21 protein-coding genes are annotated in these 26,242 nt (G+C 71.4%); 6 read left to right on the top strand and 15 right to left on the bottom strand.

Annotated elements, in window-relative coordinates:
* Positions 1-11: 11 nt before the first annotated feature.
* A complete protein-coding gene (locus AB0M36_RS06215) occupies positions 12-1,202 on the bottom strand; it encodes an acetyl-CoA C-acetyltransferase (RefSeq protein ID WP_364153219.1) in 1,191 nt (396 codons plus the stop codon).
* A 189-nt stretch (positions 1,203-1,391) separates the two neighbouring features.
* Here AB0M36_RS06215 and AB0M36_RS06210 point away from each other — a divergent pair, with 189 nt between their 5' ends.
* The 5 genes from AB0M36_RS06210 to AB0M36_RS06190 all read left to right on the top strand — a co-directional run bounded on the left by AB0M36_RS06210 (position 1,392) and on the right by AB0M36_RS06190 (position 10,524).
* Positions 1,392-1,691: a hypothetical protein gene (locus AB0M36_RS06210; protein WP_364153216.1), complete on the top strand. Its 300-nt coding sequence runs from the start codon at positions 1,392-1,394 to the stop codon at positions 1,689-1,691.
* Positions 1,688-2,863, top strand: a complete 1,176-nt coding sequence (locus AB0M36_RS06205) for a hypothetical protein (protein WP_364153214.1) — start codon at positions 1,688-1,690, stop codon at positions 2,861-2,863. The genes AB0M36_RS06210 and AB0M36_RS06205 overlap by 4 nt, the downstream gene beginning before the upstream one ends.
* A 91-nt stretch (positions 2,864-2,954) precedes the next feature.
* Complete coding sequence (locus tag AB0M36_RS06200; RefSeq protein ID WP_364153211.1) at positions 2,955-3,560, top strand: pyridoxamine 5'-phosphate oxidase family protein; 606 nt, start codon at positions 2,955-2,957, stop codon at positions 3,558-3,560.
* A 208-nt stretch (positions 3,561-3,768) separates the two neighbouring features.
* Positions 3,769-8,976, top strand: a complete 5,208-nt coding sequence (locus tag AB0M36_RS06195; protein WP_364153208.1) for a diguanylate cyclase — start codon at positions 3,769-3,771, stop codon at positions 8,974-8,976.
* Between the two features lie 129 nt (positions 8,977-9,105).
* Positions 9,106-10,524: a hypothetical protein gene (locus AB0M36_RS06190; protein WP_364153205.1), complete on the top strand. Its 1,419-nt coding sequence runs from the start codon at positions 9,106-9,108 to the stop codon at positions 10,522-10,524.
* Between the two features lie 33 nt (positions 10,525-10,557).
* Here the strand turns inward: AB0M36_RS06190 and AB0M36_RS06185 are convergent, their stop codons facing one another.
* From AB0M36_RS06185 to AB0M36_RS06120, 14 genes are all read right to left on the bottom strand, one after another.
* Complete coding sequence (locus AB0M36_RS06185; RefSeq protein ID WP_364153202.1) at positions 10,558-11,028, bottom strand: hypothetical protein; 471 nt, start codon at positions 11,026-11,028, stop codon at positions 10,558-10,560.
* Complete coding sequence (locus AB0M36_RS06180; protein WP_364153200.1) at positions 11,021-11,575, bottom strand: phage tail protein; 555 nt, start codon at positions 11,573-11,575, stop codon at positions 11,021-11,023. Before AB0M36_RS06180 ends, AB0M36_RS06185 begins: the two co-directional genes overlap by 8 nt.
* Complete coding sequence (locus AB0M36_RS06175; RefSeq protein ID WP_364153197.1) at positions 11,572-13,530, bottom strand: putative baseplate assembly protein; 1,959 nt, start codon at positions 13,528-13,530, stop codon at positions 11,572-11,574. Before AB0M36_RS06175 ends, AB0M36_RS06180 begins: the two co-directional genes overlap by 4 nt.
* Complete coding sequence (locus tag AB0M36_RS06170) at positions 13,527-13,940, bottom strand: GPW/gp25 family protein (protein ID WP_364153194.1); 414 nt, start codon at positions 13,938-13,940, stop codon at positions 13,527-13,529. Before AB0M36_RS06170 ends, AB0M36_RS06175 begins: the two co-directional genes overlap by 4 nt.
* On the bottom strand, positions 13,937-14,335 hold the full coding sequence (locus AB0M36_RS06165) for a PAAR domain-containing protein (protein WP_364153191.1): 399 nt from the start codon (positions 14,333-14,335) through the stop codon (positions 13,937-13,939). The genes AB0M36_RS06170 and AB0M36_RS06165 overlap by 4 nt, the downstream gene beginning before the upstream one ends.
* A gap of 11 nt (positions 14,336-14,346) precedes the next feature.
* On the bottom strand, positions 14,347-15,996 hold the full coding sequence (locus AB0M36_RS06160) for a VgrG-related protein (RefSeq protein ID WP_364153189.1): 1,650 nt from the start codon (positions 15,994-15,996) through the stop codon (positions 14,347-14,349).
* Positions 15,989-16,666 (bottom strand): peptidoglycan-binding protein, encoded by a 678-nt coding sequence (locus AB0M36_RS06155; RefSeq protein WP_364153187.1) that lies wholly within the window; start codon positions 16,664-16,666, stop codon positions 15,989-15,991. Before AB0M36_RS06155 ends, AB0M36_RS06160 begins: the two co-directional genes overlap by 8 nt.
* Positions 16,666-17,928: a DUF4157 domain-containing protein gene (locus AB0M36_RS06150; protein WP_364153185.1), complete on the bottom strand. Its 1,263-nt coding sequence runs from the start codon at positions 17,926-17,928 to the stop codon at positions 16,666-16,668. The genes AB0M36_RS06155 and AB0M36_RS06150 overlap by 1 nt, the downstream gene beginning before the upstream one ends.
* A gap of 904 nt (positions 17,929-18,832) precedes the next feature.
* The gene (locus AB0M36_RS06145) at positions 18,833-19,291 is read right to left on the bottom strand and encodes a phage tail protein (protein WP_364153183.1); all 459 of its coding nucleotides are present in this window, start codon (positions 19,289-19,291) and stop codon (positions 18,833-18,835) included.
* Positions 19,284-19,469, bottom strand: coding sequence for a DUF6760 family protein (locus AB0M36_RS06140; RefSeq protein WP_364154272.1), 186 nt, complete (start codon positions 19,467-19,469; stop codon positions 19,284-19,286). The genes AB0M36_RS06145 and AB0M36_RS06140 overlap by 8 nt, the downstream gene beginning before the upstream one ends.
* Positions 19,451-19,807, bottom strand: coding sequence for a hypothetical protein (locus tag AB0M36_RS06135; protein ID WP_364153180.1), 357 nt, complete (start codon positions 19,805-19,807; stop codon positions 19,451-19,453). Before AB0M36_RS06135 ends, AB0M36_RS06140 begins: the two co-directional genes overlap by 19 nt.
* Entirely contained in the window at positions 19,804-20,235 is a 432-nt protein-coding gene (locus AB0M36_RS06130; RefSeq protein ID WP_364153177.1) for a phage tail protein, read from the bottom strand. Before AB0M36_RS06130 ends, AB0M36_RS06135 begins: the two co-directional genes overlap by 4 nt.
* 48 nt (positions 20,236-20,283) lie before the next feature.
* The gene (locus AB0M36_RS06125) at positions 20,284-21,924 is read right to left on the bottom strand and encodes a phage tail sheath C-terminal domain-containing protein (protein WP_364153174.1); all 1,641 of its coding nucleotides are present in this window, start codon (positions 21,922-21,924) and stop codon (positions 20,284-20,286) included.
* A gap of 18 nt (positions 21,925-21,942) precedes the next feature.
* Positions 21,943-22,275: a hypothetical protein gene (locus tag AB0M36_RS06120; RefSeq protein ID WP_364153172.1), complete on the bottom strand. Its 333-nt coding sequence runs from the start codon at positions 22,273-22,275 to the stop codon at positions 21,943-21,945.
* Between the two features lie 165 nt (positions 22,276-22,440).
* On the opposite strand from AB0M36_RS06120, the gene AB0M36_RS06115 reads away from it, so the two are divergent.
* The gene (locus AB0M36_RS06115; protein ID WP_364153169.1) at positions 22,441-26,217 is read left to right on the top strand and encodes a DUF4157 domain-containing protein; all 3,777 of its coding nucleotides are present in this window, start codon (positions 22,441-22,443) and stop codon (positions 26,215-26,217) included.
* The last annotated feature ends 25 nt before the right edge of the window (positions 26,218-26,242 follow it).

The raw sequence follows: 26,242 nt of genomic DNA, 5'->3' as shown, positions 1-26,242 counted from the left end.
GGCTCCGACCGTCAGACGGACGGTACGCGGATCAGCAGTGCGTCACCCTGCCCGCCGCCACCGCACAGTGCCGCCGCACCGAGGCCGCCACCGCGCCGGCGCAGCTCATAGGCCAGGTGGACGATGAGCCGGGCGCCGGAGGCGCCGATCGGGTGACCGAGCGCGATGGCTCCGCCGTCGACGTTCACGATGTCGGGGCTGATGCCCAGCTGCTCGGTGGAGACGATGCCGACGGCGGCGAACGCCTCGTTGATCTCCACCAGGTCCAGGTCGGACGGCTCCAGCTTGGCCTTGGTCAGCGCCGCCCGGATCGCGTTCGACGGCTGCTCGTGCAGGCTTCCGTCCGGCCCGGCCACGACGCCGTGTGCGCCGATCTCGGCGATCCAGGGCAGGCCCAGCTCCTCGGCCTTGGCCCTGCTCGCCACCACCACGGCCGCGGCACCGTCCGAGATCTGCGAGGCCGTCCCCGCCGTGATCGTGCCGTCGGCGCCGTACACGGGACGCAGCTTCGCGAGGATCTCCGCCGTGGTGTCGGGACGCACGCCCTCGTCGGCGTCGCACACCACCGGATCGCCCTTGCGCTGCGGGATCGTCACCGGCGCGATCTCCTCCGCGAACCGCCCGGCGGCCGCCGCGGCGGCGGCCCGCTGGTGCGAGGCCGCGGCGAAGGCATCCTGCTTCTCCCGGGTCAGCCCGGCATAGCGGCTGTTGTACTTCTCGGTCGAGACGCCCATGCCCAGCTGGTCGAAGGGGCAGAACAGGCCGTCGTGGACCATGTGGTCGATCAGCGACACGTCGCCGGACTTGAAGCCCGCCCGCGACCGGGGAAGCACGTGCGGCGCCTGCGTCATCGACTCCTGACCGCCGGCCACGACCAGGTCGAACTCACCGGCCCTGATCAGCTGGTCGGCCAGCGCGATCGCGTCGATCCCGGAGAGGCACACCTTGTTGACGGTCAGCGCCGGGACGCTCATCGGGATGCCGGCGGCCACCGCGGCCTGGCGGGCCGGAATCTGGCCCGCGCCCGCGGTCAGCACCTGCCCCATGATCGTGTATTCCACCTGCTCGGGCGCCACCCCCGCCTTCCGCAGGGCCGCCTTGATCGCGATGCCTCCGAGCTGGGCTCCGGAGAAGTCCTTCAGGGCCCCGAGCAAGCGACCAGAGGGGGTACGAGCCCCGGCCAGGATGACGGATCCGGACACAACGTCCTCCTTGGATATAGAAAGCTATATCTACAACGGCGTTACACTACCGACGGGCCGGGAAAAGAAAATACGGACTTCGGCGATGTGGGCGACCGCACAGCCGACCGACCGGCACCGCACCAACAGACGGCGCGACGCCCGGCCTCGCTGTCGTACCGTCGCCGTACCCGATGGTGGGGGTGCCTGATGCGAGAGCCACAGCGCGGTAGAGCACGGACCTGGTGTGGACGTGTCCTCGCGGCCCTCGTGGTCGGCGGGCTGGTCGGTTACCTGGTCGAGGTCGGACTGGACCAGGCCGACAAGATCGCGAGTGTCATCGGCGGGCTGTCAGCGCTGGCGACGCTGGCCGCGACCGGGCTGCTGCGCCCATCGGATCACACAGGACAGCAGACCGCGGAAATGATCGACATACGACACAGCTCCGGGGTGCAGATAAACCAGTCCGGGGGTAACACACAGCACAACAGCTTCCCGGCACCTCGGTGACCGACCGCTTCGCCGAGCCACCCTTCGGCCGGAACCTCCAGGGCCTGCAGCTGAACCAGGCACCCGGCAACATGCAGATCAACAATTTCGCGGCCGAGGTTCCCTTGGCGGACGACCTTCGCGACCTGGCCGACTTCAGCACACCCGCCGCTTATGAGCTATTTGCCAGTAGGTCGGATCGTCGGAAGGTGCAACTTCTCGCCGGCTCGGACAATGCACCCGAAATGTTCCGGCGCTTCCATGAGCGACAGGGGCTCGACAGCAGCGTCCGGCTGCTGTCATACCTGCAAGCGAGACGCATCCACTTTCTGGTCCGCGGACTTCAGGCAGGCCCGCAAAGCATGATCCTGGATCGGATCGCACGCAGTCTGGCGTCCCAACGCAGCATTTCGGATGCTCGCGCACACCTAGCCGAATGGGCGGCGTTCGCCCCCGCCGTCGCTGCCAGATTGTTGGTCCAAGTCAGTGGCTTCCCACCGAGTGCGGCGGCCCGCACAGGCTTGGACGGCGCCATCGACCTGATGCCCGAGGGTCCCGCATTCCTGCTGACCCTTCCGCCCCGCATCGGCGCCGCCTTGTTGGAGCGGTTGCTTCCGTGGAACCGGGCGACGGCCGCAGCCGCCTCGGCCATGGAAACTCTGCTCGGGCACCTGGTGATGTCGGACTCCCCCCGCACTGCCCGCATGGTGGCCGAGCTGAAACCGTCCGCCATCGCCTGGTACCTGCGCCGCCTACGGTTCCGGGCGGCCGTCATGCTGATGATGCACCTGTCCGCGATCGCGCCTCCCGCACAGCGGCAGGCGGTGCTGGACGCGCTCCCTCGGTTGTGGAGATCCGCGCTTCTCGCCGGCGCCGCCGGACCGAGCCCCGGCGCCGCCGAGCCGAGCTATCCGACCTGCCGTCAGCGGCCGCCTTCCCTATCCGCGTGGCCCTGGATCGACGCAGTGCTGACATTTTTTCTGTACGCCGGCCCGGCGATGTCTCGAATACTCCATCGCTCTCCGGGCTTGGTGGCCGGCGTTCGGCGGGAAGCGACGGATTTTCGCCTCCTATGTCGTGCGGCAGTGCACACCGCACGGGACCGCGACTATTTCCGCCGCCAACGAAACCACGTCGCCATTCTGGCGATGCTGAGCATCGCACTGGTCATCGTCGCGGCGCTCGTTTGCTGATCATGCAAGTTGCAACATGGTGCAACAAGATGGCTACGGTATGACACTGGCGCTACGGGGGACGAAGCAACCGCCAGCAGGAAGGCTCCTCATGAACCGCGGCGAGCGACAACTGCAGGACACCCTCGGCACTCGGCAGCAAGCCGACGCCTTCCACGCGCGCCAGACCCTCGACTACCTCAACGACAGGATGCGGTCCTTCATCGGACGACAGACGGTGATGTTCCTGGCCACGGCCGACCAGAGCGGCAGCTGTGACAACACGTTCCGGGCCGGACCGCCCGGATTCGTCCGGGTGCTCGACGAGCGACACCTGAGCTGGCCGGAATACCGCGGCAACGGCGTCATGGCGAGCCTCGGCAACATCGCCGAGAACCCCCAGGTCGGCCTCCTCTTCATCGACTTCGGCGAGGTCATCGGCCTGCACGTCAACGGCACGGCGGAGATCATCCAGGATCCCGGCGACCAGGCGAACACCCCGCCGGGACAACGCGCCCGGCTCTGGATCGTCGCCAGGGTGCAGGAGGCCTACATCCACTGCGCGAAGAACATCCCGCGAATGGTGGAGATCCCGCGGCAGCGCGGGCGCCAATCCCCGGTGGAACAACCGAAGAAGAGCGACTACTTCATCCCCGAACCGGCGAGCCGGACCGGCCCCCAGCCGCCGGCCCCCGTCGGCCAGAGGCGGAGCAAGTAGCCCACGGCATTCTAGGTGGGAGGGGGCGGTCACCGGGAGCATTCGCGGAGATCCGTTGTCATCCCCGCCCGGTGAGCCGGACCGGCGCGAGGCTGGTCGCCACGATTCGGGCACTCCGGACGCTTGCTGCTCACGTACCCGTCAAATCGGCCGATGAGGCAATGAGGCTCCGGAGAACGCGAGAGGTGTCTGGGTGGCGGGGAACGGCATGCCGAACTCAGGGGCGGCCATGGTCGAGCTGACCGGCCTGGTGGCGGAGGGTCTGCTCGGCCACGGCGCCCACACCGTGGTGAAGGCCGTGCGTCGGGGCGACCGGCGGTACGCCGTCAAGCAGGAGCGCAACGCCGCGGACGAGACCGCCGCCCTGCTGGAGTTCCGGCGGGAGGCGGCGCTGCTGGCCCGCGTCGACCATCCCGGGGTGGCGCGCGCCCGCGCCGCCGGCCTGTTCGAGGGCCGCGCCGCCCTCGTCACGGAGTTGGTCGACGGCCGCCCGCTGGCCGAGCTGCTGGCCGATGGCCCACTGTCGGAGGACCGCACGACGCGGCTGGGCATGGAGCTGGCCGGCGCGCTGCGCGCGGCCCACCGCACCGGCCTGGTGCACCGCGACATCAAGCCGCAGAACATCATCGTGCCCGCCGACGGTCCGGCGGTGCTGATCGACTTCGGGTTGGCGGCGCGCGACGGTGAGTCGGATGCCGAGCACACCGCGGTCGGCACCTTCAGCTACTCGGCGCCCGAGCAGACCGGCATGTTGAAGCGGCCGGTGGACGGCCGGTCCGACCTGTACTCCCTGGGCGTGGTGCTGTTCGAGTGCCTGACCGGGCAGCCGCCCTTCTCGGCGTCCAGCGTCGGCGAGCTGCTGCGACTGCACACTGTCGCCCAGGCTCCGGACGTACGCACGCTGCGACCGCAGGTCGGTGCCGAGCTCGCCGGCGTCGTCGCGCGGCTGCTCGCCAAGGATCCGGACGATCGTTACTCCGACGCGACCGACCTGCTGGCCGCCCTGCGGCGGTGCGCCGGGGACGCCGGCCCCGAAACGGTGGTCGATCCCCTGGTCGGTCGCGACCACGAGCTGGCGGTCCTCGCCACCCGCCGGCGGACCGCCCGCGCCGGTACCGGTGGGATCGCGATGGTGCACGGCCCGGCCGGTGCCGGCCGCAGCGCCGTGATGGAACGGCTATGCGTCCCGAGCACCGGTGACGAAGGGCCGACCTTGCACGCGCGCTGCTCACCGGACGTCGACGTGCCCATGGCCGCCCTGCGCACCGCGATCGACGGGTACCTGCTGCACCTGGAACGGCTCACGCCCGACCCATCGGCCGCTCACACCTGCCTGCGTCAGGCCGCGGAGACCGCCGGCGCCGCGCTGATCCGTACGATCTCGCCCGCCCTGGGAGCGTTGCTCGCCGACGTCCCCGCCGGGGCTTCCGACGGGCGCGACGAACGCCTCGCCGCCGCCGTGGCGACCTTCCTCGCCGAACTGGCGCGCCAGCACGGCGACGCGGTCCTGCTCCTCGATGACGCACACCGGCTCGACGCCGCCAGTCAGCGGGTCCTGGCCGCGCTCGCGGCCGGGCTGGCTCAGACGCCGCTGCTGGTGGTGCTGACCGCGCCCGACGACGCCGACCTCGCCGCCCTGCGAGAGGCGTGCGGCGCCGCCCTGGACACCACGGTCATGTTGCGGCCGCTCGCCTCGACCGACGTCGCCACGCTGGTGAGGCACCGGCTGCCGGGCGCCGCCGTTCCCGAGGAGCTGGCCGCTCATGTCGCCGCCCGCAGCGGTGGACTGCCGCTGGCCGCGGTGGAGTACCTGCGGGATCTGACCGACCGTGGACTGCTGGTCCCGCACTGGGGCGAGTGGGCTTTCGACGCCGATGAGCTGCACAAGGTGGCGGCCAGCGGCGGCCAGGAACTGGTCGTGGCACGACTGGCCGACCTCGACCCCCGGCACCGGCCGGTCCTTCAGGTCGCCGCGGCGGTGGGTGTGCGGTTCGGGTTCGACGTCGTGGTCGCCGCCAGCGGGCCGCCGGCGGAGTTGGTCGCCGACGCGGTCAGCGCCGCCACCGCTCGGCGACTGGTCGAGCTGAGCGCTGACGGACGGTACGCGTTCGTCCATCCCGCCCTGCCCGAGGCGCTCCTGGCCGACCTGGAACCGGGCGAGGTCCAACGGCTGCACCACCGCATCGCCGAGGCGCTCGAACAGTCGGCCCGGGATCCGCGGGACGCCGCGTACGTGTACGCCGTGGCCTACCACCACGCCCGCGCCGGCGCCGAGACCGATCAGGAGGCGCTGTACCGCAGCGCGGTCGCCGCCGGACGGCAGGCGCTGGCCGACCGCGCCCCGGGCGAGGCCGTCGACCACCTCGAACGGGCCCGCGACGCCGCCGCGCGGGCGAGCCGGCCGCTGCCGACCGAGGTCGCCCACGAGCTGGCCCTGGCCTATCTGCGTACCGCCCGGTTCGAAGCGGCCCGGCAGTTGCTCCGCGCGACGCTCGACGACGAGACCGACCCCATCGCGCGGGCCCGGCTGTGGGCCACGCTCGCCGACGTGGAGAACGACCTGTTCGCGGGCGCCGCCGCGGTGGCGGCGACCACCTCGGCGCTGGCGGAACTGGGCCACCCGGTGCCCCGCCACCCCCTGGCCAACCTGCTGTCAGCGCTGGGCAGCGCCGCCGCCGGTGCCCTGGTCCGCCGCACCGGGCTGGGCGCCGGTACGGCGCGCGCCGAGCGCCGCGCCGACCTGGAACGGCGGGCGCTGCTGCTGCACGGCGCCGCCTACGGCGCCGCCACCGTTCAACAGATCGTCCCGTCGATCCTGTTCCTCCTGCGGGCGCTGTACCCGGTCAACCGGCTGGGTCCGGGGGCTGCCTACGCCCGGGTGTACGCGGTCCTCGGCTACGTGCTGGGGCTGGCCAAACTCCATCGCTCCGGCGGACGCTGCCTGGAACGCGGCATGCGGGCCGCCGAGCTGGTGGGCGACCCGGCACTGATCGCCTACGTGAACTGGCTACGCGGCATGCACGGCTACGTCACCGGCGCCGACAGCGGCGCCGAATGGGAGCGGATGATCCACCGCGATGCCCGCTGGCTGGACGCGCCGCAGTTCCTGTTCAGCTACAGCTTCATCGGCCTGCGCAAACTGTTGGCCGGTCACGTCGAGCAGTCCCGGGCGGCGCACGAGCGCGGCCTGGCCCTGCTGCCGCCGGGCAGCACCCGCCTCGGCGCCGACTACTTCTCGCTGCTCGGGGTCCTGGGCCCGGCGATACAGGGACGGCCCGCCAAGGCCGCCCGGGCGCTGGCCGCCATCCGCGAGGCCGTGCCGAGCGACGCCACCAGCGGCGAGCGGGGCAACATCGCGGTCGCCCAGCTGTGCGTCGTGGTCGAGCAGGGCGAGTTCGGCGAGCCGTTCGAGGCCGCCGTCGCCGAGTTTCGGGCGCTCGGGCTGCGCCGCGCCGACATGTCGGTCATCCACCACTGGTTCTATGTTCTCGTCGCGGTCGGTCGGCTGGCCCAGTGCCGGCTGGCCGCCCCGGAGGACCGGCCGGCCCGGTTGCTTGCCGCCCGGCGGGCGATCCGCGAGCTGGGTCGGGTCGCCGTAGCGCCGTTGTCGAAGGCGGTGCACGGGCTGACCGAGGCGTCACTGCTGGAGCAGTCCGGCAAGCCGGCCGAGGCGCTCGCCGCGGTGGCCCGCACCGAACGTCGCACCTGGGTGCTGGACGCCCCGCTGCTGGAGTTCGACGCGGCCCGCGTCCGGGCCCGCGCGCTGCGCCAGCTCGGCCACGCCGGCGCCGCCGATCGGCAGGCCCAGCACGCACTCACTCTCGCCCAGGCCCAGGGCTGGGAACCCCGCGCCCGCCAGGTTCGCGCGGAGTTCGCGGTGACCACGACGCAGCAGGGGGAACGCCACTCGTACGCTCAGACCGGCACCGCCGACTCGCACCGCAACCGGCGTCTGGAAGCGCTGCAACAGATCAGCGTGGCCGCGGCCACGGTGCTGGACCCCACCGAACTCGCCCGGGTCGCGCTCGACGAGACGCTGCGCATCCTCGGGGCCGAACGCGCCCTGTTGTTCATCTGCGACGACGACGGCGGGTTGCGACGCTTCGCCGGACGCGACGCCGCCGGCACCGATCTGGACTCGGTCACCGACTATGGCTCGACCCTGCTGGAACGGGTACGCGAGTCCGGCCAGGCGGTGGTGGTGACCGGCACCGAGCACGGCGCCGCGCTGGGTTCGCACAGCGTGGTGGCGCACGGGCTGCGCAGCATCATCGTCGCGCCGGTGCTGCTCAACGGCCGGCTGATCGGCGTCGTCTATCTCGACAGTCGGCTGGCCCGTGGCATCTTCACCGAGGCCGACGCGGACGTGCTCACCGCCATCGTCAGCCACGTCGCGGTCGCCCTGGAGACCGCCCGCGCCGCCCAGCTGGACGCCGACGTCCGCACCGCCCGCCGCCAGCAGGAGGTGGCCGAGCTGCTGCGCACCAGCCTCGCCGAACTGGGTGAGCTGCACGAGCCGGGCGCGGTCCTGGACCGACTGTTCGCCACCCTGCTCGACTGGTCCGGTGCGACCGGCGGCTGCCTGCTGCGGGCCGACGACACCCTGCTGACCGTCGTCGCCGCGCAGGGCAGCGTCGACGAAGGACGGCTCGGCACCCAGCTGGACCTGGCCGCCGCACCGGAGCTGGCCGCGCGAGTGGACACCGGCGAGCCTACGCTCGGGCCGGCACCCCGGGAGCTGACCGGGCCGCTGACCGCCGATTCGACGGCGCTCGCCATTCCCATCACCGCCCGCGACCGGCTCATCGCCGTCGCGCTCCTGCTCGACGCCACCGTCGACGCCGCCTCCCGGGAGGTCGCGTCCGCGCTGGCCCAGCAGGGCGGCAGCGCCTACGACAACGCCCGCCTCTTCAGCCGCGTGCAGGAACTCGCCACCACCGACGGCCTGACCGGCGTCGCGAACCGCCGGCACTTCCACGACCTGGCCGAGACGTTGGTCAACGCCGCCCGCCGCGGCGACCGGCAGCTCGCCGCGATCATGCTGGACATCGACCACTTCAAGAAGGTCAACGACACGCACGGGCACGGTGCCGGGGACGACGTCATCCGGGAGGTCGCCCACCGGCTCGGACTCAGCATCCGCCAGTGCGACGTCCTCGGCCGCTACGGCGGCGAGGAGTTCGCGGTCGTGCTACCCGACTACGAGGGCGCGGAGGAAGCGGTCGCCGAGCGGATGCGGACCATGATCGCGGGCGAGCCGATCGCCACCCGGGTCGGGCCCGTCTCGGTGACGATCAGCCTCGGAATGGCCCGGCTCGACGCGGGCGACGACGGCCTGGACACCCTGCTCGCCCGCGCGGACCACGCGCTGTACCGGGCCAAGGAGACCGGCCGGAACCGGATCGCCCTGGCCTGACTCTCGTCACGTCGCGCATCGACGCCCTTTGCCTGTCTCTTATCGGACGCCCGCACCATTGTTCGTCCACGGTGCGGTCTGCGAGCATGTCAGTTCGTACCGTCCGTAGGGGAAGCATGGAGGCGCGGCATGACTCTGCCCTTGCGGGTGACGGTTGCCCCGGAGCGGGCCGACGCGGCGCCTGGCGACAATCTGACCTTCGACGTGTCCGTGCGCAACGCCAGCGACATCGTCGAGCACTACGGCGTGGAACTCCTCGGCCTGCCAGACGGCGCGACCGTCCGAACCGAACCCGACGTGGCCAAGCTGCGACCGACCGAGGCGGGGACCCTGACGGTACGGGTGACTCTCCCCGTCCACCCGCCAGCACCGGCGGGCACCTATGTCGTCGGCGCGCTCGTCCGCTCCAAGTATCGCCACGACGTGTCCCGCTGCGTCGAGGTGCCCGTCGATCTGGCGGCGGTCGAGCGGATCACCGTGCAGGCCACGCCCGAGGTGGTCACCGGCGGCCGCGCGGGTCAGTACACCATCGAGGTCGCCAACGGCGGCAACGCGCCCGTGCGGCTCTACCTCGCCGCCACCGACCCCGAGCGCCGGGTCACCGCCACCTTCGAACCGCCGAGTGTGGATCTGCCGCCCGGCACGGCCGCGCGGGCTCTGCTCACCGTGCAGGCGCCACTGCCGTGGAACCGGGAGAAACAGCGTCAGCTTTCCATCACGGCGACGCCCGACCTGCCCGGCGCCGCGGCCGGCAGCGGCACCGCGTCGTTCGTGCAGAAGCCGAGGTTCGCGTCGAAGTTCGCCAAGGTGGCGGGGATCGGCGCCGCCGTGCTGATCCTGGCCGCCGCGGTGGCGGTGCCGACGTTACTGGCCAGCCGCGCCAAGGAGAAAGATCCCGCTCCCGCCCCCGGGAGCACGGCGGCTGTCGTCGTGCCCACCCCGCCGGCTGCCGCGCCGCCATCGGCTGCCGGACCCTCCGCGCCGCCGAGCGCACCGGCCTCCGTGGCCGCTCTCCCGCCCGCGGCCTCCGCCGGCGCGTCCACAGCGCCGACCCCCGCCCCGGCGAACGGCGGCACGACCGCCCGGGATGTCGACCTGACCGCGCCGAAGGACGGCGTGATACCCGACGACGCTTTCCGCGCCCAGGGCTTCCTCGTCAGCGCGGATCCCGGTGCGGTCGCGGTGTCCGGTTGCGAGGGTGCGAGCGGCGCCGCGGTGGTCACCGACCCGGACGGCGTCCGGTTCCTCACCTCGTCCACGGCCGACGATCCGACCAAGTGCCACACGGTCCCGCTGATGCTCGACTTCTTCGTCGACGCGCCCGCCGGCGCGATCAAGGTAACGCCGGTGGACCCGGACGCCCTGGAGATGGATGTCGTCTATCTCGACATGACGCGCAGCACCGAACCGACCCTGGCGGTGACGGCGGCGAAGGCCAAAGCCCACCTCGGGATCGACTTCATCCTGATCCGCCCCCGCTCGGCGGACGGCGCCGCCACCGCCCCGGTGGCGCTGAAGGCGATCCGCATCGCCGCGCTGGGCGGCTGACCGGGTCGTCGGATCGGGCCGCCGAGCCCGCGCTCAGGTCACGGTTTCCCGCAGCAGCACGAACATCAGGATCAGCAGGGAAAGCACAGCGAGGACGATCAGGACGATGAGCCAACCCCAGCGGCGCGGCGCCTCCTGCGGCGCCGGTGGCCCCAGAGACACCGCCTGCGGACGGGCCTGACGAAGTTCGAACCCGCACCGCTCGCAGCGGATCCGGACCGGATCGTTGCCGTAGCCACACTGCGGACACCGCGCCTGGCCGTAGCCGACGGCCGGGGACGGCGGAACGCGCGCCGAACGCTGCTCGGGGACCGACATCACGCCCGTGGCGTCGTTGCGTTCGCCGGGGGCCCGCGGAATGGCGCGGGCGTCGTCCTCGGCGGGCTGGCGCAGGAACATCAGCGGATAGCCGCAGCCCGGGCAGAGCTGCTCCCGGTCCGGGTGGACCGGGGAACCACAGTCCGGACAGGGCAGTTGCCGGACGGCGTCGGGACGCTCAGGCATCGGAGTCGCCGCTGACCGGTCGGGCGCGGCCGCGCGCCACCTGCGGCGGGAAACGGACCTCGAGCTGCACCTTGGCGCCGAGGGGCAGCTCACTCTGGAGAAAGCCGAGCACCTGCCGCTCGGTGAGGTGGCCGGTGTGGTCCATCCGCACGATCACCGCCGGGTTCTCCGGCGGGACCGGGTCGTCGCGGCCGTACACGCCGCCGACGTCGGTCACCGTGACCCGGGCGCCGGTGGCCGCTTCCAGCAGCGCCTCCACGCCGTAGCGGGTGCCACGCCAGCCGAGCAGGCGACCGACCTCCCGGACCATCGAGCGGCGGTACTCCGCAGGGTCGGTCGGTTCCAGCTCGACGCCGAGCCAGACGCCGAGGAACTGCAGCATCTCCGGGCTGGCCAGGCCCGTGTCCATCTGGTGCTCGACGCTGTCGATGCGTTCGCGGACGGTATCGGCGACCTCCTCGAACGCGGTCACGAAGTTGCGCAGCACCGGGTCCGCCGCCATGGTCCGCGGCAGCTGGCCCACCAGCCAGCCCGTCGTGACCGTCATTGCTGCACCACCACCCGGTGCTCGTAGGACATGAACAGGGCCTCGGGCATCAGCCGCAGTCGCTGCTGCACCTGGTCGAGGGTTCGCCGGCGGCGCAGGTCGGCGGAGAAGAAGTGCACGGCCTCGACGCCCTGGACCCCGAACGAGCCGTGCAGGACGCCGTACACGTCGCCGAGGCGCAGGTCGATGTCGAACGGCCAGCCCTGCCCGCCCGGGCCGCCGGTCAGCGGGTTCAGGTACTCGTACAGGGCTCGTTCGGCCCGCTCGCGTACCGTCTCGGTGCGTACCCCCGGACCCGCCCGCACCTCCGCGACCACCTTGACGCCCTGGTAGCGCGGGGCCTCGATGCGCAGCCGCATGGTCAGCATCCGCCGCGGCTCGAGGTACGCCTTGATCTGCTCCTCGACCTCGTCGGAGACGACGAGGTCGTCCAGCGTGAGCTTCTCGGCGGCCACGTCGACGCGCGGCACGACCAGCAGCCGGGCGGGCTCGCCGGGAGACGCCGGCGGCAGGCAGCGAGCCCGGGCGACGCTGGGCGCCGCCTCCAACGTGAGCCGTTCGACGTCCTCGGCGGTGACGGCGCGCCGCCCACCGCGCAGCAGCAGCGGACCGCGGACCTTGGCGTTCTCCACGGTCTCCGCGTCGACCCCACCGGAGCTGGGGTCGAGGTTGCTCACCGAGGCGACGAACGGGATCGACGTGTGCAGCACGGTGAGCCGGTCGGCGGCGACGTTGCCGCGCCGACCGCCGCCGAAGCGGTAGCCGGTCACGTAGATCTGGGCGTCGATCGGCGGGATGGCGCCGTGCTGCCAGACCTTCCCCTGGCCGTCCAGCACGCGCGGGCCGAAGCGGATCTCACCGGTGGCGCCGGACCAGGTGTAGACCCGGTCGTCGGCGGTCGCGTCGGCGAGGTCGCCGACCTCCGTCCACTCCTGCTCTTCCGGCTCGCCGGTGCGCTCGTGGCGGGGCAGCACCACCCGGACGGTCTCGTCATGGCGGCGGGGCAGCACGGGAACCCGACGGACCTGGAACGTCTGGCCGGGTCGGCCGTTGCTGGCGCCGAGCAGTTCGGCCGGGGCCGGCTCGGCGTGGTGCGCGGGCACGGCACCGCCGAGCGCCACGGCCGACAGCGACTCCAACTCGGGAGGGTTGGCGTACTCGGGCTGACCCTCGACCGGCCGGACCAGTCGGCACCGCAACCAGTGCGCCCGGCGCGACCCGATCGCCAGCGCCTCGTGTCGGGCCGGCAGCAGCAGGGTCACCTGTCCGGGACTGTTGAAGCCGGCGCTGGTGTCGTCGAGGATGCGCACGTCGGCCCACTGCTGGCCGTCCCACGCCTCCCAGACCCGCGGCGGCCGGCGCGGGTCGACGCCGGCGCCTTCCGGACCGGTGGTCACGTCGAGCCGCAGCAGGTTGCCGGCGGCGGAGTCGGCGAGTCCGAGATAGACCGCCTCGTCCGGGCGCAGGCCGGGGAACAGCCGCACCGAGGAGGCCTCACGGCGCAGGTCCTCCCAGTGGTCGACGTATCGCTCGTCGGTGTGGGTCAGGCACGCGACCAGCTGCGGCGGTGTGATCGACAACTCCGAGTCGGTGAGGAAGACCACGGGCTCCTCGTCCTCGCGACGCTCGGTGCTGACCTGGGTGCCACTGGGCACCCGGACCGGTTCGTCGCGCGGCGCGGTGAGCCGGAACAGCAGGTCGGCCCGCGCCGGCACCGCGGAGAACAGTTCGACGCCGACGAGCTCCAGGAACTTCACGTACAGCCGGTCCGGGACCTGGTTGAGCCGGTACAGCGTCATCTCGGTCATCCAGGCGAACAGTTCGATCAGCGCCACGCCGGGATCGGAGACGTTGTGGTCGGTCCATTCCGGGCACAGCCGGTTGATGCGCCGTTTCGCCTCGTCGACGATGTCCTGGAAGCGGCGGTCGTCGAGATCGGGGGCGGGGAGGCTCATGGCGCCGGCTCCTCGGTGGGAATCGTGTAGAACGGGAACACCAGGTTGTGCACGTCGTTGGTCGCCCGGATCCGGTACGCGATCACGATGGTGATCGTGCCGGTGGCCTGCTCGCCGGTGGCGAGCACGGACTCCACCGTGATCCTCGGCTCCCAGCGTTCGAGTGCCTCGCGGACGGCCTGCTCGACGAGGCCGAGGGTGCCGGCGGTGATCGGGGCGAAGAGCGACTCCCACATGGCGCAGCCGAATTCCGGGCGCATGACGCGCTCCCCCGGCACCGTCGACAGGATCATCCGGATGGCCGCGTCCACCTCCTCCACGCCGCTGACCAGCCGCACCGAGCCGGTACGCGAGATGGCGGCGGGGAACGCCCAGCCGCTGCCGATGAAGTCGTCGCGTCGCATGTTCATCCCGCCAGCACATCCGGGGATCCGGCGGCGATGGTGCCGGCGGGCAGGTCCGCGGGGTCGTTGCAGGTGGCCACGGGGTCGCCGACACGCGCCAGCGGCTTACCGTTGACCAGCACGGTGGTCGAGCCGAGCACCACCCGTCCCTGGTTGGTGGGCGGCTTGCTGAACGTGGCCGGCGGCGGGGCGATGTGCGGCGGCATGTTCTGCGCCACGCTGCCCTGCACGGCGGCGGGCAGGCTGTTGATCAGCACGTCGGTGGAGAGGCCGGTCATCAGCTGGCCGGCGAACGGCATCGGGGTGGGCGTGGGCACCGGGCCGCCCGGCGACGGCACCATGAGGATGTGCGTGTCGGTGCCGGTGACCGGATCGTTCTGCCGCGCGGCGGGCTGGGGCATGGCCTCTCTCCTCAGTTGAGCCGGATCGGCTTGCCGGAGGCGGCCAGCGGCCCGGACGAGGTGATCTCGATCTGCGCGCCGCTCAGCGTCAGTTTCTGCGTCGCCTTGATCTCGATCTGCGCGGCCGACAGGACGAGCTTCTGGTCACCGGTCAGGGACGACTCGGACTTCTCCAGTTTCACGATGCAGGGGCTGCCGCCGAGCGAGAGGGCGACGGAGGGCTGGTCGTCGTCGAGGGTGAGCCGGGAGTCCGCGCGGCTGACCAGAAGGCGTTGGGTGATCGATCCGTTCGACGCGGCCTCGGGCCGCGGCGGGCTGTCCCGGCGGTTCCACAACCCGCCCAGCACGACGGGCCGGGAGTGGTCGCCCAGCTCGAAGCCGACCAGCACCTCGTCGTCCACTTCGGGCAGCCATTGCAGGCCGCGGCGGTTGCCCGCGCCGGGTGCCGTCACCCGGGCCCAGGCGCTCTCGTCGTCGGAGGACAGCGTCGGGAACTGCACGCGCACCCGGCCCAGCTTCTCCGGGTCGTCGTTGTTGGTGACGATGCCGACGACCAGTCCGCTCCAGCCCTGCCGGCCGCCGCCGGTGCCCGGCGACGTCAGGTCGGCGAGGCCGGCCGGTTCCTTGCCACCGCAGACGAACCGGGTGACGTACGGCTTCCCGGCGCCGTACGTGTGCTCGACGCTGGTGACCCGCCAGTCGCCGGTCATCCGGGAGCCGACGCCCTCGATGTGCACCTTCGCTCCGGCGCCGATCATGGGGTCGCCGGCCGCCTCGCCGCGCAGCACCGCCTCCTCGCCGGACGCGCGCAGCAGCAGCGAGGACGCGAGCGCGTCCGCCTCGGCCTGGTCGACCACCGGGAACTGGCCCGCGTTGCGCTTCACCTGGCCGAACGCGCGGCGCGCCGCGTCGGCCAGCTCCCGCGCGGCCGGTGCGTCGGTGCCCGGATCGGTCTGGGTGGCGCGACCCGTGACGGGTTCCTTGCCGAGCTGGTCCCAGCCGCGGATCTGCACCTCGTCGCAGCGCTCCGCGGCGGAGAAGCGCACGCTGAAGCGGGACAGCTTCTCCCCGTACCGGAGCTTGGGAGGGGCCGCGCTGGAACGCGGCGCCTTCTTGAAGAAGAACGTACGATCGCTGATCCACACGTCGTAGCCGATCCGGGAGGCCCGGCGGCGCAGGAACGCGTAGTCGGTCTCACCGGCCTGCAGGACGTAGTCGTGAACGCCCGCGGTGCCGTCGACGTCCGCGTCGAGGCCGTACTCGCCGGCGATGCGGGCGGCGATGTCGGCGTCGGTGACCCGCTGGAAGCTGCGCGACTTCGGTTCCCGGGCCAGCCGGTGGGTCAGGTCGAAGCCGGTCAGCACCAGTTCGTGCCGTCCGGACATGCCCGGCTCCACCACCACGGCGGTGATCTCGCCGGAGGTCACCACGACCGGGTCGCCCTCCGCCCGGAACGCGATCTCCATGCGGGTGCCGATGGTGAACGTGCCACGGTCGAACAGCTCGAAGTGCGGGTCGTCGAAGTGCACCGAGAAGAAGTCGGGCAGGTGCACGGACTCCTCGACGCGGACCAGCGCGACGCGCGGATAGAGCTCCGGGGCGAGCGGCCGCCCGTCCACGGTGAGCACCACGCCGTCGAGGCGCCGGGTCGCCTCAGCCACGGCGGCGCACCGGCAGTTCGGGGATGACCAGCAGGGCGCCCGGCTCGAGCGCGAGCGGGTCGACGACGTCGTTCTCGGCGGCGATGAGCCGCCACCGGGTCGAGTCGGCGTAATACCGGGCCGCGACCCGGTCCAGCGTCTCGCCGTGGCCCAGCCGGTGCACGGTGTCCAGCGTGGGCGTGTGCGAGGTCGGGTTCTGCAGCGGCAGTTCGGCCTCGTCCTTGTACTGCTTGAGCGTCAGGTCGGCCTTGGCCCGCAGCGGCATGCCGTCGCTGGCGAAGTAGGTGAACTTGACCTGCAACCGCTCCACTATCGCCTTGAACGAGTGCAGCTTGCCCCAGTGGAACTCGACCCACGGCGGCCGCGCCTTGTTGCGCTGCCGGTCCGAGCCGGCCAGTCCCGGGTCGACCTTGAGCAGGTCGAGCAGCTTGTTGGTGTGCACGGTGACGTCCCCGCCGTCGGCGGTGGTGTCCAACGTCAGACTGAGCGCCAGGGTGCCCGACTGTCCGGCCTGGAACCGCAACTCGGGCGCGTTGCCGCCCTTGTTCTCCGACGCCTGCCAGGTGTTCGACTTGGTGATGGTCAGCTCGGCGGGATTGAACAGGCAGTTGATCTGCACGCCCTGTTCGGTGCGCAGGAACGCCTTCACCGGCGCGCTCGGAGCCGTCATCAGAACACACCCGCCCATCGTCCGCCGCGCCGTTCGATCTCGCGCAGCAGCCGCTGCTCGACGATCTCCACGATCGTGTCCGGGTCGATCGCGGCCCTGGCCGCGGACGCGAGCCCACCGACAGCCCCGGACGCGAGCCCACCGGCCACCCCGGACGCCGCCGACCCGGCCTGCGAGGCCAGTCCGCCCACGGCGTTCGCGGCGCCGGCCGCCGCGTCCATGGCACCGGACGCCAGTCCGTTCGGGAGGTCCATGGCGCCGGACGCCGCGTCCATGACGCTCGACACCGGGCCGTGCGTGCCGGAAGCCCAGCCGGACGCGGCGGCCATCGGCCCGGCGGCGGCCTCCATCACCGCGGCCCGCGCGGCGCGGGTCGCGACGTCGCCGACGGCTCCCATGCCGCCTCCGACCGGAAGCTGATCCACGATGCCGGCCGCGGTCGGCGCCTCCTGGGCCAGCCGCTGACGCCCCGCCGCGAGCGCCTGCCGTTCGTCGTCGTCGAGCAGACCCGACGCGCCCCCGAGCAGGAACCGGGGCCGCCGCACCGGGCTGCGGGTGTGCGCCAGCTCGTGTGCGAGGACGGCCGACACCGCGGGGGCGTTGGTCGGCGGCGCGGGCAGGTGCACGACCGTCCCGGTGGTCGCGCCCAGGGCACCCGCCGCGCTCAGCGCGTGCCGCGTCGCCGGGCCGGTGGTGAACAGCGGCGGCCGGGACCGCCCGGTGATCGCCGTGGCCATGGCGTGAAAAGCGGAAGGCAGCGGCCTGGGTGCTTCCAACGGCCGTGCGGCCACGGCCGCCTCCCACCGCTCCCGCGGAGACCTTTCCGGTACGGGCACAGCGAAGTCACCGATCGTCCGGCGGCGGCCGGCGGCCGGTCCGGGCCGTTGCCCGGCCGCCGGGCCGAGGTGGACGGCACCCGACGGATCCGGCTCGGCGCCGGGCGGAAGCGTCGCCGCCCCGAGCACCCGCAGGTGACCGACCGGCTGAGGGTTATGGACGGACGGCCCGGGGTGGTGGACGGACGGCCCCGGGCCCGGGCGGACCGGCCCGCGCAGCCCGGACGCTCGCTCCGCCGCCGTGGACGCGGTCGCGCTGGCGGGCGCCGACCGCGCGGTCCGCACGGTCCGGGCCGTCCGGCTGGTCCGGTCTCGCAGCGCCTCGGCCAGACCGGCGGCCGCCGAAGTCCTGTGCGAAGGCTGCCCGTCAGACCGGGCGACCGGGGCGGAGATGTCCGTGCTGGGCGCGGCCGACAGCGCGGTCACCGGGAAACGAGCGAAAGGCGCCGGCGGCAGCCCGTCCAGCACACCGCTCCCGGCGTGCCATCCGTCATCCCGCGCGGCCGTTGCCGGCGCCATTGCCGGAGCCGTTGCCGGTCGTCGCGTCGCCCGCGAGGTCAGCGGATCACGCCCGGACCCCGCAAGTCCACGCGTGAGCTGTCCGGGCGTAGCGGCGGACAAGGAAGGCCCGCGAGCGGCCGATTCCAGTGCCCCGGGCCGGGTGGTCGCAAAGGCGCGACCCACGGATCCCGGGCCCGGCCCCATGACGAGGTCGTGCCCGGGCCTGAAGTCGGGGCCGCTCGGCGGTGCACCGGCCGGCGGAGTCGAGGTGAGCGGTCCACCGGCGGGCGCGCTCATCGCGAGCCACCCGCCAACCAGCGGCGCGGCGGCACCCCGTGTTCGAGCGGCACCCTGTGTTCGAGCGGCGCCCTGTGTTCGAGCGGCGCCCTGCGTTCGAGCGGCACCCTGCGTGCGAGCGGCACCCTGCGTTCGAGCGGCACCCTGCGTTCGAGCGGCGACCGGCAGGAGCGGATCGCGCGGTGCCCGACCCGCCGGCGAGGTCGACGTGGAGCGTTGCAGCAGCCGGCGGCGGCCGCGATGCAGCATCGCCGGTGGCGCTCCGATGCGCCGGAGCGCCGGCGTCGACCCGGGCGCGGCCTTGCCCGCGACAGGCGGCTGTGGCCGGCCCTGGCGCAGGCGCCACCACCAGCGCATGAGCATCAACGACGCGCGAACCGGCAGCGCGCTGGCTATCCCGGCCGACACGGGCAACCCTACGGCGGGCGGGCCGGTGACCGGGGGGCGGCGCAGCCCGATGGCCCGGCCGCGGATCGGCAGCAGCCGGGCGGCGAGACGGCGGACGACGCGGCGCAGGGTGCGGGGCCGGCCGTCACTTGCCGGAGCGGAAGCCACTGTGGCACACCTCCAGCTCCTCGATGGCGAGGTCGCGCGACGACGCGGCCAGGCGCGGACCGGTCCACTTCACGGGCTTGGCCTCGAGGATGGACCAGGTGCGCATCGACGTTCCGGCGGCGGAGAGCACGCTGATCCGGCCGTTGCGGGGCTTGACCTTGTTGCCCGCCTTGCTGAAACCCTCGCCGGAGCATTCCATGACCCACTCGAACAGCGCGTCGGTGTCGGTGAGTCCGCGCTTGAAGACCAGGTTCGGCCACTTCATCCGGCCCAGCAGCTTGTGCGTGTAGGCGTTCTGACCGCCCTCGGCGAGCTCTTCCACGTCGAGCTGCACCGACAGTCCCGACACCTCGGTGAACGCACCGATGACCGTATCGTCGATCTCGAACTTGAATTTGCCGACGAATGGCGGGTCGACGGTGTACGCCTCAGCCACCCTGCACTCCTTGCCATGCGCGTTCGTTCAGGCCGCCGACCTCCTGGAGCAGCCGAATGCGGTCCCCGTGCTCCAGGTCGAGCAGCCGGTCGAGGTCCCAGTGCAGGTGGTACGCCAGGAAGGCGATCTCCTGCCACAGTTCGTCATGGGCGTAATGCCCTAGCCCACCTCCACGGATGTCCGCGGGAAAGGGGCGCCGGGCTCCAGCGCCTCGAGGATGCTCGGGTCCTGGAAGTTGACGATGCGGTACAGATCCTGCAGGTAACCGAAGTCGCTGATGAACAGTGACTCGATCGTCTTCGTGGTGACCTGCTGGACCGTTCCGAGTTCGGTGACGACCCGGGCCAGCACGATCACCGTCGCGTACGCCTCGTTCTCCTTGACGCGCCCGTCGCGCAGCGGCTCGATCTCGTCGCGGGCACACGCCAGGCGCATGATGCCGGTGCGGTGCAGCGTGCCGTGCTCGTCCACGTACCCCTTCGGCAGAGTGAAGGGGAACTCGGTCTGAAGGCTCATGCGCGGTGCAGCCCTTCGTGGGTGATGACCACCTTCTCGGTCGCCACCTCGTTGCTGCCGGCGTCGAGCTCCGCGCCGGTCCACTTGGAGACCCATCCGCGCTCGAAGTTCCAGCGGGCCACCTCGGCCTTCATCGAGTCCTTGATGACGATCGAGCCGTTGCGGCGGGCCTGGTCGACGTCGCCGTCCTCGACCTGCTTGCGCCATTCCCACAGCGCCTTGGACTCGTCGATCCGGCGTTCCAGGGTGATGTCACTCCACTTCATCGCACCCGGAACCTTCCGGATGATCATCTTTCCGTCCTTGGTCGCCTCCTTGTACTCGATGGTCTCGGTCTCCGACTCGACCCCGGAGCACTTGCGGAAGCTCGCCATCTCCACTCCGCCGATCTCCAGGACGAAGTTGAAGGTGGTCATCAGGTCGGGCATCGCCGCCTCCTTGCTGTCTACGGACTCTTACGGTGGCTGGGGTCACGCTCACTCGGAGGTGGAGCCGCCGCCCTGCCATTGGCTGATCCGGAAGATCACGTACTCGGCGGGCTTCACCGGAGCGATGCCGATCTCGACGATGAGCTTGCCCTCGTCCACCGAGGACGCCGGGTTGTTGCTCTCGTCGCACAACACGTAGAACGCCTGCTCGGGGGTCGCCCCGACCAGGGCACCCTGCATCCAGAGACCGCGCAGGAACGAGACGATGTTGCGCTTGACGCGCTGCCACAGGTCGAAGTCGTTGGGCTCGAACACCGCCCACTGCGTCCCGCGCTGGATCGACTCCTCGATGAAGTTGAACAGCCGCCGCACGTTGATGTAGCGCCAGCTCGGATCGGTCTTGGCGAGCGTACGGGCACCCCAGATCTTGGTGCCGTAGCTGCCGAACGACCGGATGCAGTTCACGCCCTCGGGGTTCAGCAGGTCCTGCTCGCCGTTCGTCACGTCGTTCTCGAGCCGGACGATGCCCCGCACCGCCTCGTTGGCCGGCGCCTTCCACACCCCGCGGGCGCCGTCGGTACGGGCCCAGACACCCGCGACGTGGCCGGCGGTGGGCACGCTCAGGTACAGCTCGCCGTTGGTGGCGCCGGGACGGGCGAGCGGGTTGCTGACCACCACGTTCGGGTAGTACAGCGCGGCGAAGGCGGAGTCGCGGGCCAACCGGGAGCGCCACTCGAGCGCGCGGGTGGCGTTGAGGCCGGGCGGCGTGTCGAGGATCGCCATCTTGTTGTGGCTCGCCTCGCAGAAGTCGATGAGCTGCTTCTGCGCGCCGAGGAACATCTCCTCGTCGACCGTACCGTCGTCCCTGGTGGCGACCGTGACCAGATCCGGAATGGCGACCATGGTGACGTTCTCGGCGATGGCGAGGCCCTGGTAGCCGGTGCGCTCGGCCTCGTTGCCGACGAGGTCGGCCGGCGTGACCGAGACGGCGGACACGGGCGGCGCCTCGAGCGTGTAACGGCCGGCCGCCGGGATCCGCTCGGCCAGCGACGCGCCCTGCAGCGGGTTGACCTCGATCCGGACGAACTTCGACCGCTCGTTGACGGTCCTCTCCACGGCACGGGCGCTGCGGCCGCTGAACTGGATGCCGCCGAGTTCCTCGCGGAGCTGACCACCCTCGTACACCCGCAGGGTGTAGTCGCCGGCACCGTTGGCGCGGGCGGTGCTGTCCGCTCCGTCGCCCTCGACCGGCGGCGGCGGGGGCGGCGGGACGACCTCGACCTCCAGATGCGCCTCACGGTCCACGGCGGACAGCTGCATGCTCGGGGTCTGCGGGTCGTCCGCCGCCGGCAGGGTGAGCGTCGGCAGGTCTCCGGCGCCGTCACCGTCGGCCGTGGTCGGGATGCGGCAGATGTAGGCCGCGCTGCCGCCGTTCTCGAAGAAGCCGCGTACGGCGTGTGGCAGCATCGCGCCCCGCACGAAGCCGCCGTACACCCGCTCGTACTGCGGCCAGCTCGTGACCAGCTGCGGTTTCACGCCGGCGGGGTCGGTCGGATCGCCCACCTCGCGGTCGTAGCGTTCGGTGAAGCCCACGAACGCGGCCACGGCGGTCCCCACCCCCTCGATGGGCATGGAGCCGCTCGGCTGCTCCTCGATGTAGACGCCCGGGGCTCCGTACGACGCGGCCATGGGTGACACCCTTCGTCTTCAGGCCTGCACCGCGCTGGCCAGCAGCGCGGGATCAAGATCGGTTTCGTAGAACTCGCCGTAGTGCAGCGGCGGGAAGACCCGCATCATCGGGTGGTTGGCCGAACAGGCCACCACCTTGACGGCGGGGAACCGGTGGACGATCACCCACACCAGGTCGTCGGTCGCGCTCTTGTCCAGATCCAGCACGATGACGTCGGGCAGTGCCTCGACCAGCCGGGCGAGGACGTCCGGCCCTTTCACATCCATCAGCTCGATGCCGTCCACCCGCAGGATGTTCTCCAGGCCGAGGCGATGCAGGGCGCTGAAGTCCCCCATCAGGACCCGGGTCATCGCCTCACCTCCCACGAACGCCGTTCCACCGGTGCCGAGCGTGCCTCGCACACACGCGGAGGCAGAAGGTGCGGCAGTGCAGCCGAAGGTGCAAGGCCGCCGGGAGGGGTTGCCGGTTTCCCCGGAACCAGTCGATCCTTAGGAGCCGGGAAGGGAGCGGGCCGGGTGAAGTTGAGCACGCGACAGGAACCGCGGACCGACGGGCAGGCGGAAGGGCACGCATCCGAGCCGGCGCATGCCGTCGCGCGCTCTCCGCGTGCGCCGGGGTCCTCCGCGCCCGCCCACACGATGCCGGCGGTCGGCGGCGGCAACGCCGCGATCCAACGTCTGGCGACCGGGCCCGCGCCGCATCCGGCCAACCTCGGCCTGCTCTCCGCGGGCGGCAGCGGGGCACTGCACCGGCTGCACACCCGGACGGCGCCGGTGCAGCCGAAGCTGACGGTGAGTCAGCCGGGCGACCGGTTCGAGGTGCAGGCCGAGGCCGTCGCCGCGCGGGTCGGTCTGGGCGAGGCTCCCGCCGGGCCCGCGCCCGCGATCGCACGGCTGGCGACGCCGTCGGCCGCGCCCGGTGACCCCTCCGGTCCCCCGGGCCTGGAGGCGCTGCTCGCCGATCCCGGCCCGGGCAGCGCGATCCCGCCGGACATCCGCTCGCGGATCGAGCCACACCTCGGCTTCGACCTCAGCGACGTGCAGGTGCACTCCAGCGACAAGGCGCAGGCCGCGTCGGCACAACTCGGGGCGCGGGCGTTCACCTCGGGCAGGCACATCTTCCTCGGCGCCGGCGAGTCGGCGAGCGACCTGGCACTGATGGCGCACGAGGCGACGCACGTGGTGCAGCAGCAGTCCGTGTCGGTCTACCGGTTGCAGCGCGACAGCGACAGCTACCTTCCCGATTTCATCGTGGAGGGGATCCAGGACCTCGCGAGGTCGGTGCCGGGCTACGACATGCTGACGGTGGTCGCGGGATACGACCCGATCGCCAACCGCACCGTCGACCGCAGCCCGGAGAACCTGGTCCGGGGGGTCATGGGCCTGGTGCCGTTCGGCAACATCGTCGCCGCGAAGCTGCTCGAGCTGGGCATTCTGCAGGACGCGTTCCGGATGATCGACGCCGGGCTCACCGCGAACAACCTGACCCTCGAGCGGATCCAGCGCGAGATCGACCAGGCGTGGGACGAGATCTCCATCGACAAGGGCATCGACGGCAACGTCGCGGTGATCGCCCGGCACGTCGAGAGCCTCTACAACGACGCGCTCGCGTTCGTCCGCGGCATCATCGACCAGATCATCCAGCTGATCCGCGACGTCGCGGTGGGCCTGGCGGAGACCTACCTGGTCGGTACCCCGGTCTGGGACCTGACCAAGAAGGTGCTGCACCACGACCCGCTGCGCGGCACCCCGGTCAGCGCGCCGACCGTCGAGATCCTCGCCGACTTCCTCCGGCTGATCGGCAAGGAGCAGACGGTCGCGCAGATGACCGAGCGCGGAACCCTGCAGAAGACCGCCGACTGGCTGGACCTGCAGATCCCCCGCTTCCTCGGACTGATCGGCGAGTTGTTCGCGCTCTTCGAGGCCGGGTGGAACGCGATCCAGCCGGCCAACATCGCCAACCTGGCGGACAACCTGAGCAAGCTGGCCCGCGACGCGATCGGTCTGGTGCAGCGGGTCGGCGCGTTCGCGAGCGACATCATCGTCACCGTCCTCAAGCTCATCAAGGACGCGCTGCTCGACTGGCTGTCCCGCGAGGCGGCGGGGATGCGCGGCTACCGCCTGATGACGGTGATCCTGGGACAGGACCCGGTCACCGGCAGGGCGGTGCCACGGACCGCGGAGAACCTGATCGGCGGCTTCATCGCGCTGCTGCCGGGTGGCGAACAGACGTACCAGAAACTCGCCGAGGCCGGCGTGATCGCCGAGGCCGGGGCACAGATCGAGGCGGCCATCGGCCGGCTCGGCATCTCGCTCGACATGATCGTCGGCACCTTCAAGGCGGTGTGGGACTCCCTCACCCTCGAGGACCTGCTGAACCCGATCGGCGCGTTCATGCGGGTGCTGGACAAGTTCGGCGAGCCGCTGGGCCGGATCGTGGCCTTCGTCGGCGAGGTCATCAAGGTCGTCGTCACGCTGATCCTCAAGCTGATGAACTTCCCGAGCGAACTGCTCGGCAGCATCATCAGCAACGCGATGGCCGCGATCGAGGACATCAAGCGCGACCCCGTCGGCTTCCTGCTCAACATGATCGCCGCGCTGAAGAGCGGCTTCATGAACTTCCTCGACAAGGTGCTCGACTACCTGCTGAGCGGCCTGGCCGACTGGCTGTTCCGCGGGCTCGGCGCGCTGGGCATCCAGAAGCCGCCGGACCTGTCGTTCAAGTCGATCCTGGAGCTGGTCCTGCAGGTCCTCGACGTCACCGCCGACAAGCTCTGGGAAAAGCTGGGCAGGCACATCGGCGCGGACGTGGTGCAGAAGATCCGTTCCGGGATCGCGATGGCCGGCGAAGCGTTCGACTTCGTCAAGGACGTGCAGGAGAACGGCGTCGCCGCGGTCTGGAAGCACATCGAGAACCAGCTCGGCAACCTGTGGGACACGCTGCTGGGCATGGCCAAGGACTGGATCGTCACCACGATCATCGAGAGGGCCACCGCGAAGCTGCTGTCGATGCTGGACCCGACCGGCATCATGGCCGTGGTCAACAGCGGCATCGCGTTCTTCAACGCGGTGCAGTCGGTCATCGAGTACGTCCGCGAGATCCTGGCGATCGTCGACGACTACGTCGGCACGCTGGCCGCGATCGCCGCGGGCAACATCTCGGCGGGCGCGGCGAAGGTGGAACGGGGCCTGGCGAACGCGATCCCGGTGGCGATCGGGTTCCTGGCGAACCAGGCCGGGCTCGGGAACGTGCCGGAGAAGCTGGTGGAGCTGATCGGGCAGCTGCGGGAGCTGGTGGACAGGGCCCTGGACTGGCTCTTCGAGCAGGCGATGCGACTGGGCAGGGCGGCGTTGAACGCCCTCGGCCTCGGTGGCGGCGCCGAGCCGGCTCCGGCCCCGGCGGCCGACGGCGAAGCCGTCGTGCCCACCGGCAGGACACCCTTCGCGATGGACGGCGCGTCGCACACCATGTGGTTCGAGATGGTGAATGGCAAGCGCCAGCTCTTCATGGCGTCCTCACCCGGCTGGCTCAAGGGACGCGTCGACAACGCCTTGAAGGACCCGAACTTCCCCGCCGAGGGCAAGGAGCAGATGGGCGCGATCTCGACGTCAATGGGTGCGCTCGAGGCCGAGATCACCGAGCAGGAGAAGTTGTACCAGAGCGGAACCCCGGAACTCGCGTCGCAGTTCTTCAACAACCAGTACCTGACGCGGGCCGCGTACCGGCAGAAGATCACCGACAAGATCTCCGAATGGAAGACCTTCCTGGAGGCGGTCGGTGCCGCGCACCACCTCAAGGATCTGGAGAACCTGGGCCACCGGTCCCAGTACGTCGAAGGCGACTCGATCGCGCCCGCCTACCGCGGCTACCCGCTGTGGCGGGACACGTTCTACGGCGGCTGGGCGAGCGGGGTCCGGGAGAAGATCCAGAAGGCGGACTTCGCCGAGGGACTCGAGCACTGGCGCTCGCTGAACCCGAACGCCACGATTCCGGCCGAGTTCGACCTCTACCGGTGCACCGAATGCGGCGACTACTTCTCGTCCCGTGGTCGCGTCCCTGGCTTCCCGGTCAACCTCTGGACACTGGATCACAGCATCCCGGTGGTCCAGCACTTCCAGCTGCACGGATTGAAGCAGATCCAGGACGAGCGGGTGGAGTGGTACAACAACGAGTCCAACCTCAAGGGAATGTGCAGGTCGTGCAACAACGAGTCACTCAGGGTCACCATCTGGACGGTCGCGCGCCGGTTCCGTGGCAGCCCGGACGCCGCTCCCGACCCGGCCGAGGTCTGACGTAGGTGCAAGGTGAATCGGGGAA

Origin of the sequence: Actinoplanes sp. NPDC051346 (assembly GCF_040682215.1) — a bacterium.
Taxonomy (GTDB): Bacteria; Actinomycetota; Actinomycetes; order Mycobacteriales; family Micromonosporaceae; genus Actinoplanes.
Note: the sequence above shows the minus strand (reverse complement) of the source record. Positions and strands in the feature narration are given on the sequence as shown.

What these genes read in the sequence shown, in the direction of transcription:
- AB0M36_RS06210 (WP_364153216.1), top strand. Translation starts at nt 1,392, where the DNA reads ATGCGAGAGCCACAGCGCGGTAGAGCACGGACCTGGTGTGGACGTGTC.
- AB0M36_RS06200 (WP_364153211.1), top strand. Translation starts at nt 2,955, where the DNA reads ATGAACCGCGGCGAGCGACAACTGCAGGACACCCTCGGCACTCGGCAG.
- AB0M36_RS06195 (WP_364153208.1), top strand. Translation starts at nt 3,769, where the DNA reads ATGCCGAACTCAGGGGCGGCCATGGTCGAGCTGACCGGCCTGGTGGCG.
- AB0M36_RS06190 (WP_364153205.1), top strand. Translation starts at nt 9,106, where the DNA reads ATGACTCTGCCCTTGCGGGTGACGGTTGCCCCGGAGCGGGCCGACGCG.
- AB0M36_RS06185 (WP_364153202.1), bottom strand. Translation starts at nt 11,028, where the DNA reads ATGCCTGAGCGTCCCGACGCCGTCCGGCAACTGCCCTGTCCGGACTGT.
- AB0M36_RS06180 (WP_364153200.1), bottom strand. Translation starts at nt 11,575, where the DNA reads ATGACGGTCACGACGGGCTGGCTGGTGGGCCAGCTGCCGCGGACCATG.
- AB0M36_RS06175 (WP_364153197.1), bottom strand. Translation starts at nt 13,530, where the DNA reads ATGAGCCTCCCCGCCCCCGATCTCGACGACCGCCGCTTCCAGGACATC.
- AB0M36_RS06170 (WP_364153194.1), bottom strand. Translation starts at nt 13,940, where the DNA reads ATGAACATGCGACGCGACGACTTCATCGGCAGCGGCTGGGCGTTCCCC.
- AB0M36_RS06165 (WP_364153191.1), bottom strand. Translation starts at nt 14,335, where the DNA reads ATGCCCCAGCCCGCCGCGCGGCAGAACGATCCGGTCACCGGCACCGAC.
- AB0M36_RS06155 (WP_364153187.1), bottom strand. Translation starts at nt 16,666, where the DNA reads ATGACGGCTCCGAGCGCGCCGGTGAAGGCGTTCCTGCGCACCGAACAG.
- AB0M36_RS06135 (WP_364153180.1), bottom strand. Translation starts at nt 19,807, where the DNA reads ATGAGCCTTCAGACCGAGTTCCCCTTCACTCTGCCGAAGGGGTACGTG.
- AB0M36_RS06130 (WP_364153177.1), bottom strand. Translation starts at nt 20,235, where the DNA reads ATGCCCGACCTGATGACCACCTTCAACTTCGTCCTGGAGATCGGCGGA.
- AB0M36_RS06125 (WP_364153174.1), bottom strand. Translation starts at nt 21,924, where the DNA reads ATGGCCGCGTCGTACGGAGCCCCGGGCGTCTACATCGAGGAGCAGCCG.
- AB0M36_RS06120 (WP_364153172.1), bottom strand. Translation starts at nt 22,275, where the DNA reads ATGACCCGGGTCCTGATGGGGGACTTCAGCGCCCTGCATCGCCTCGGC.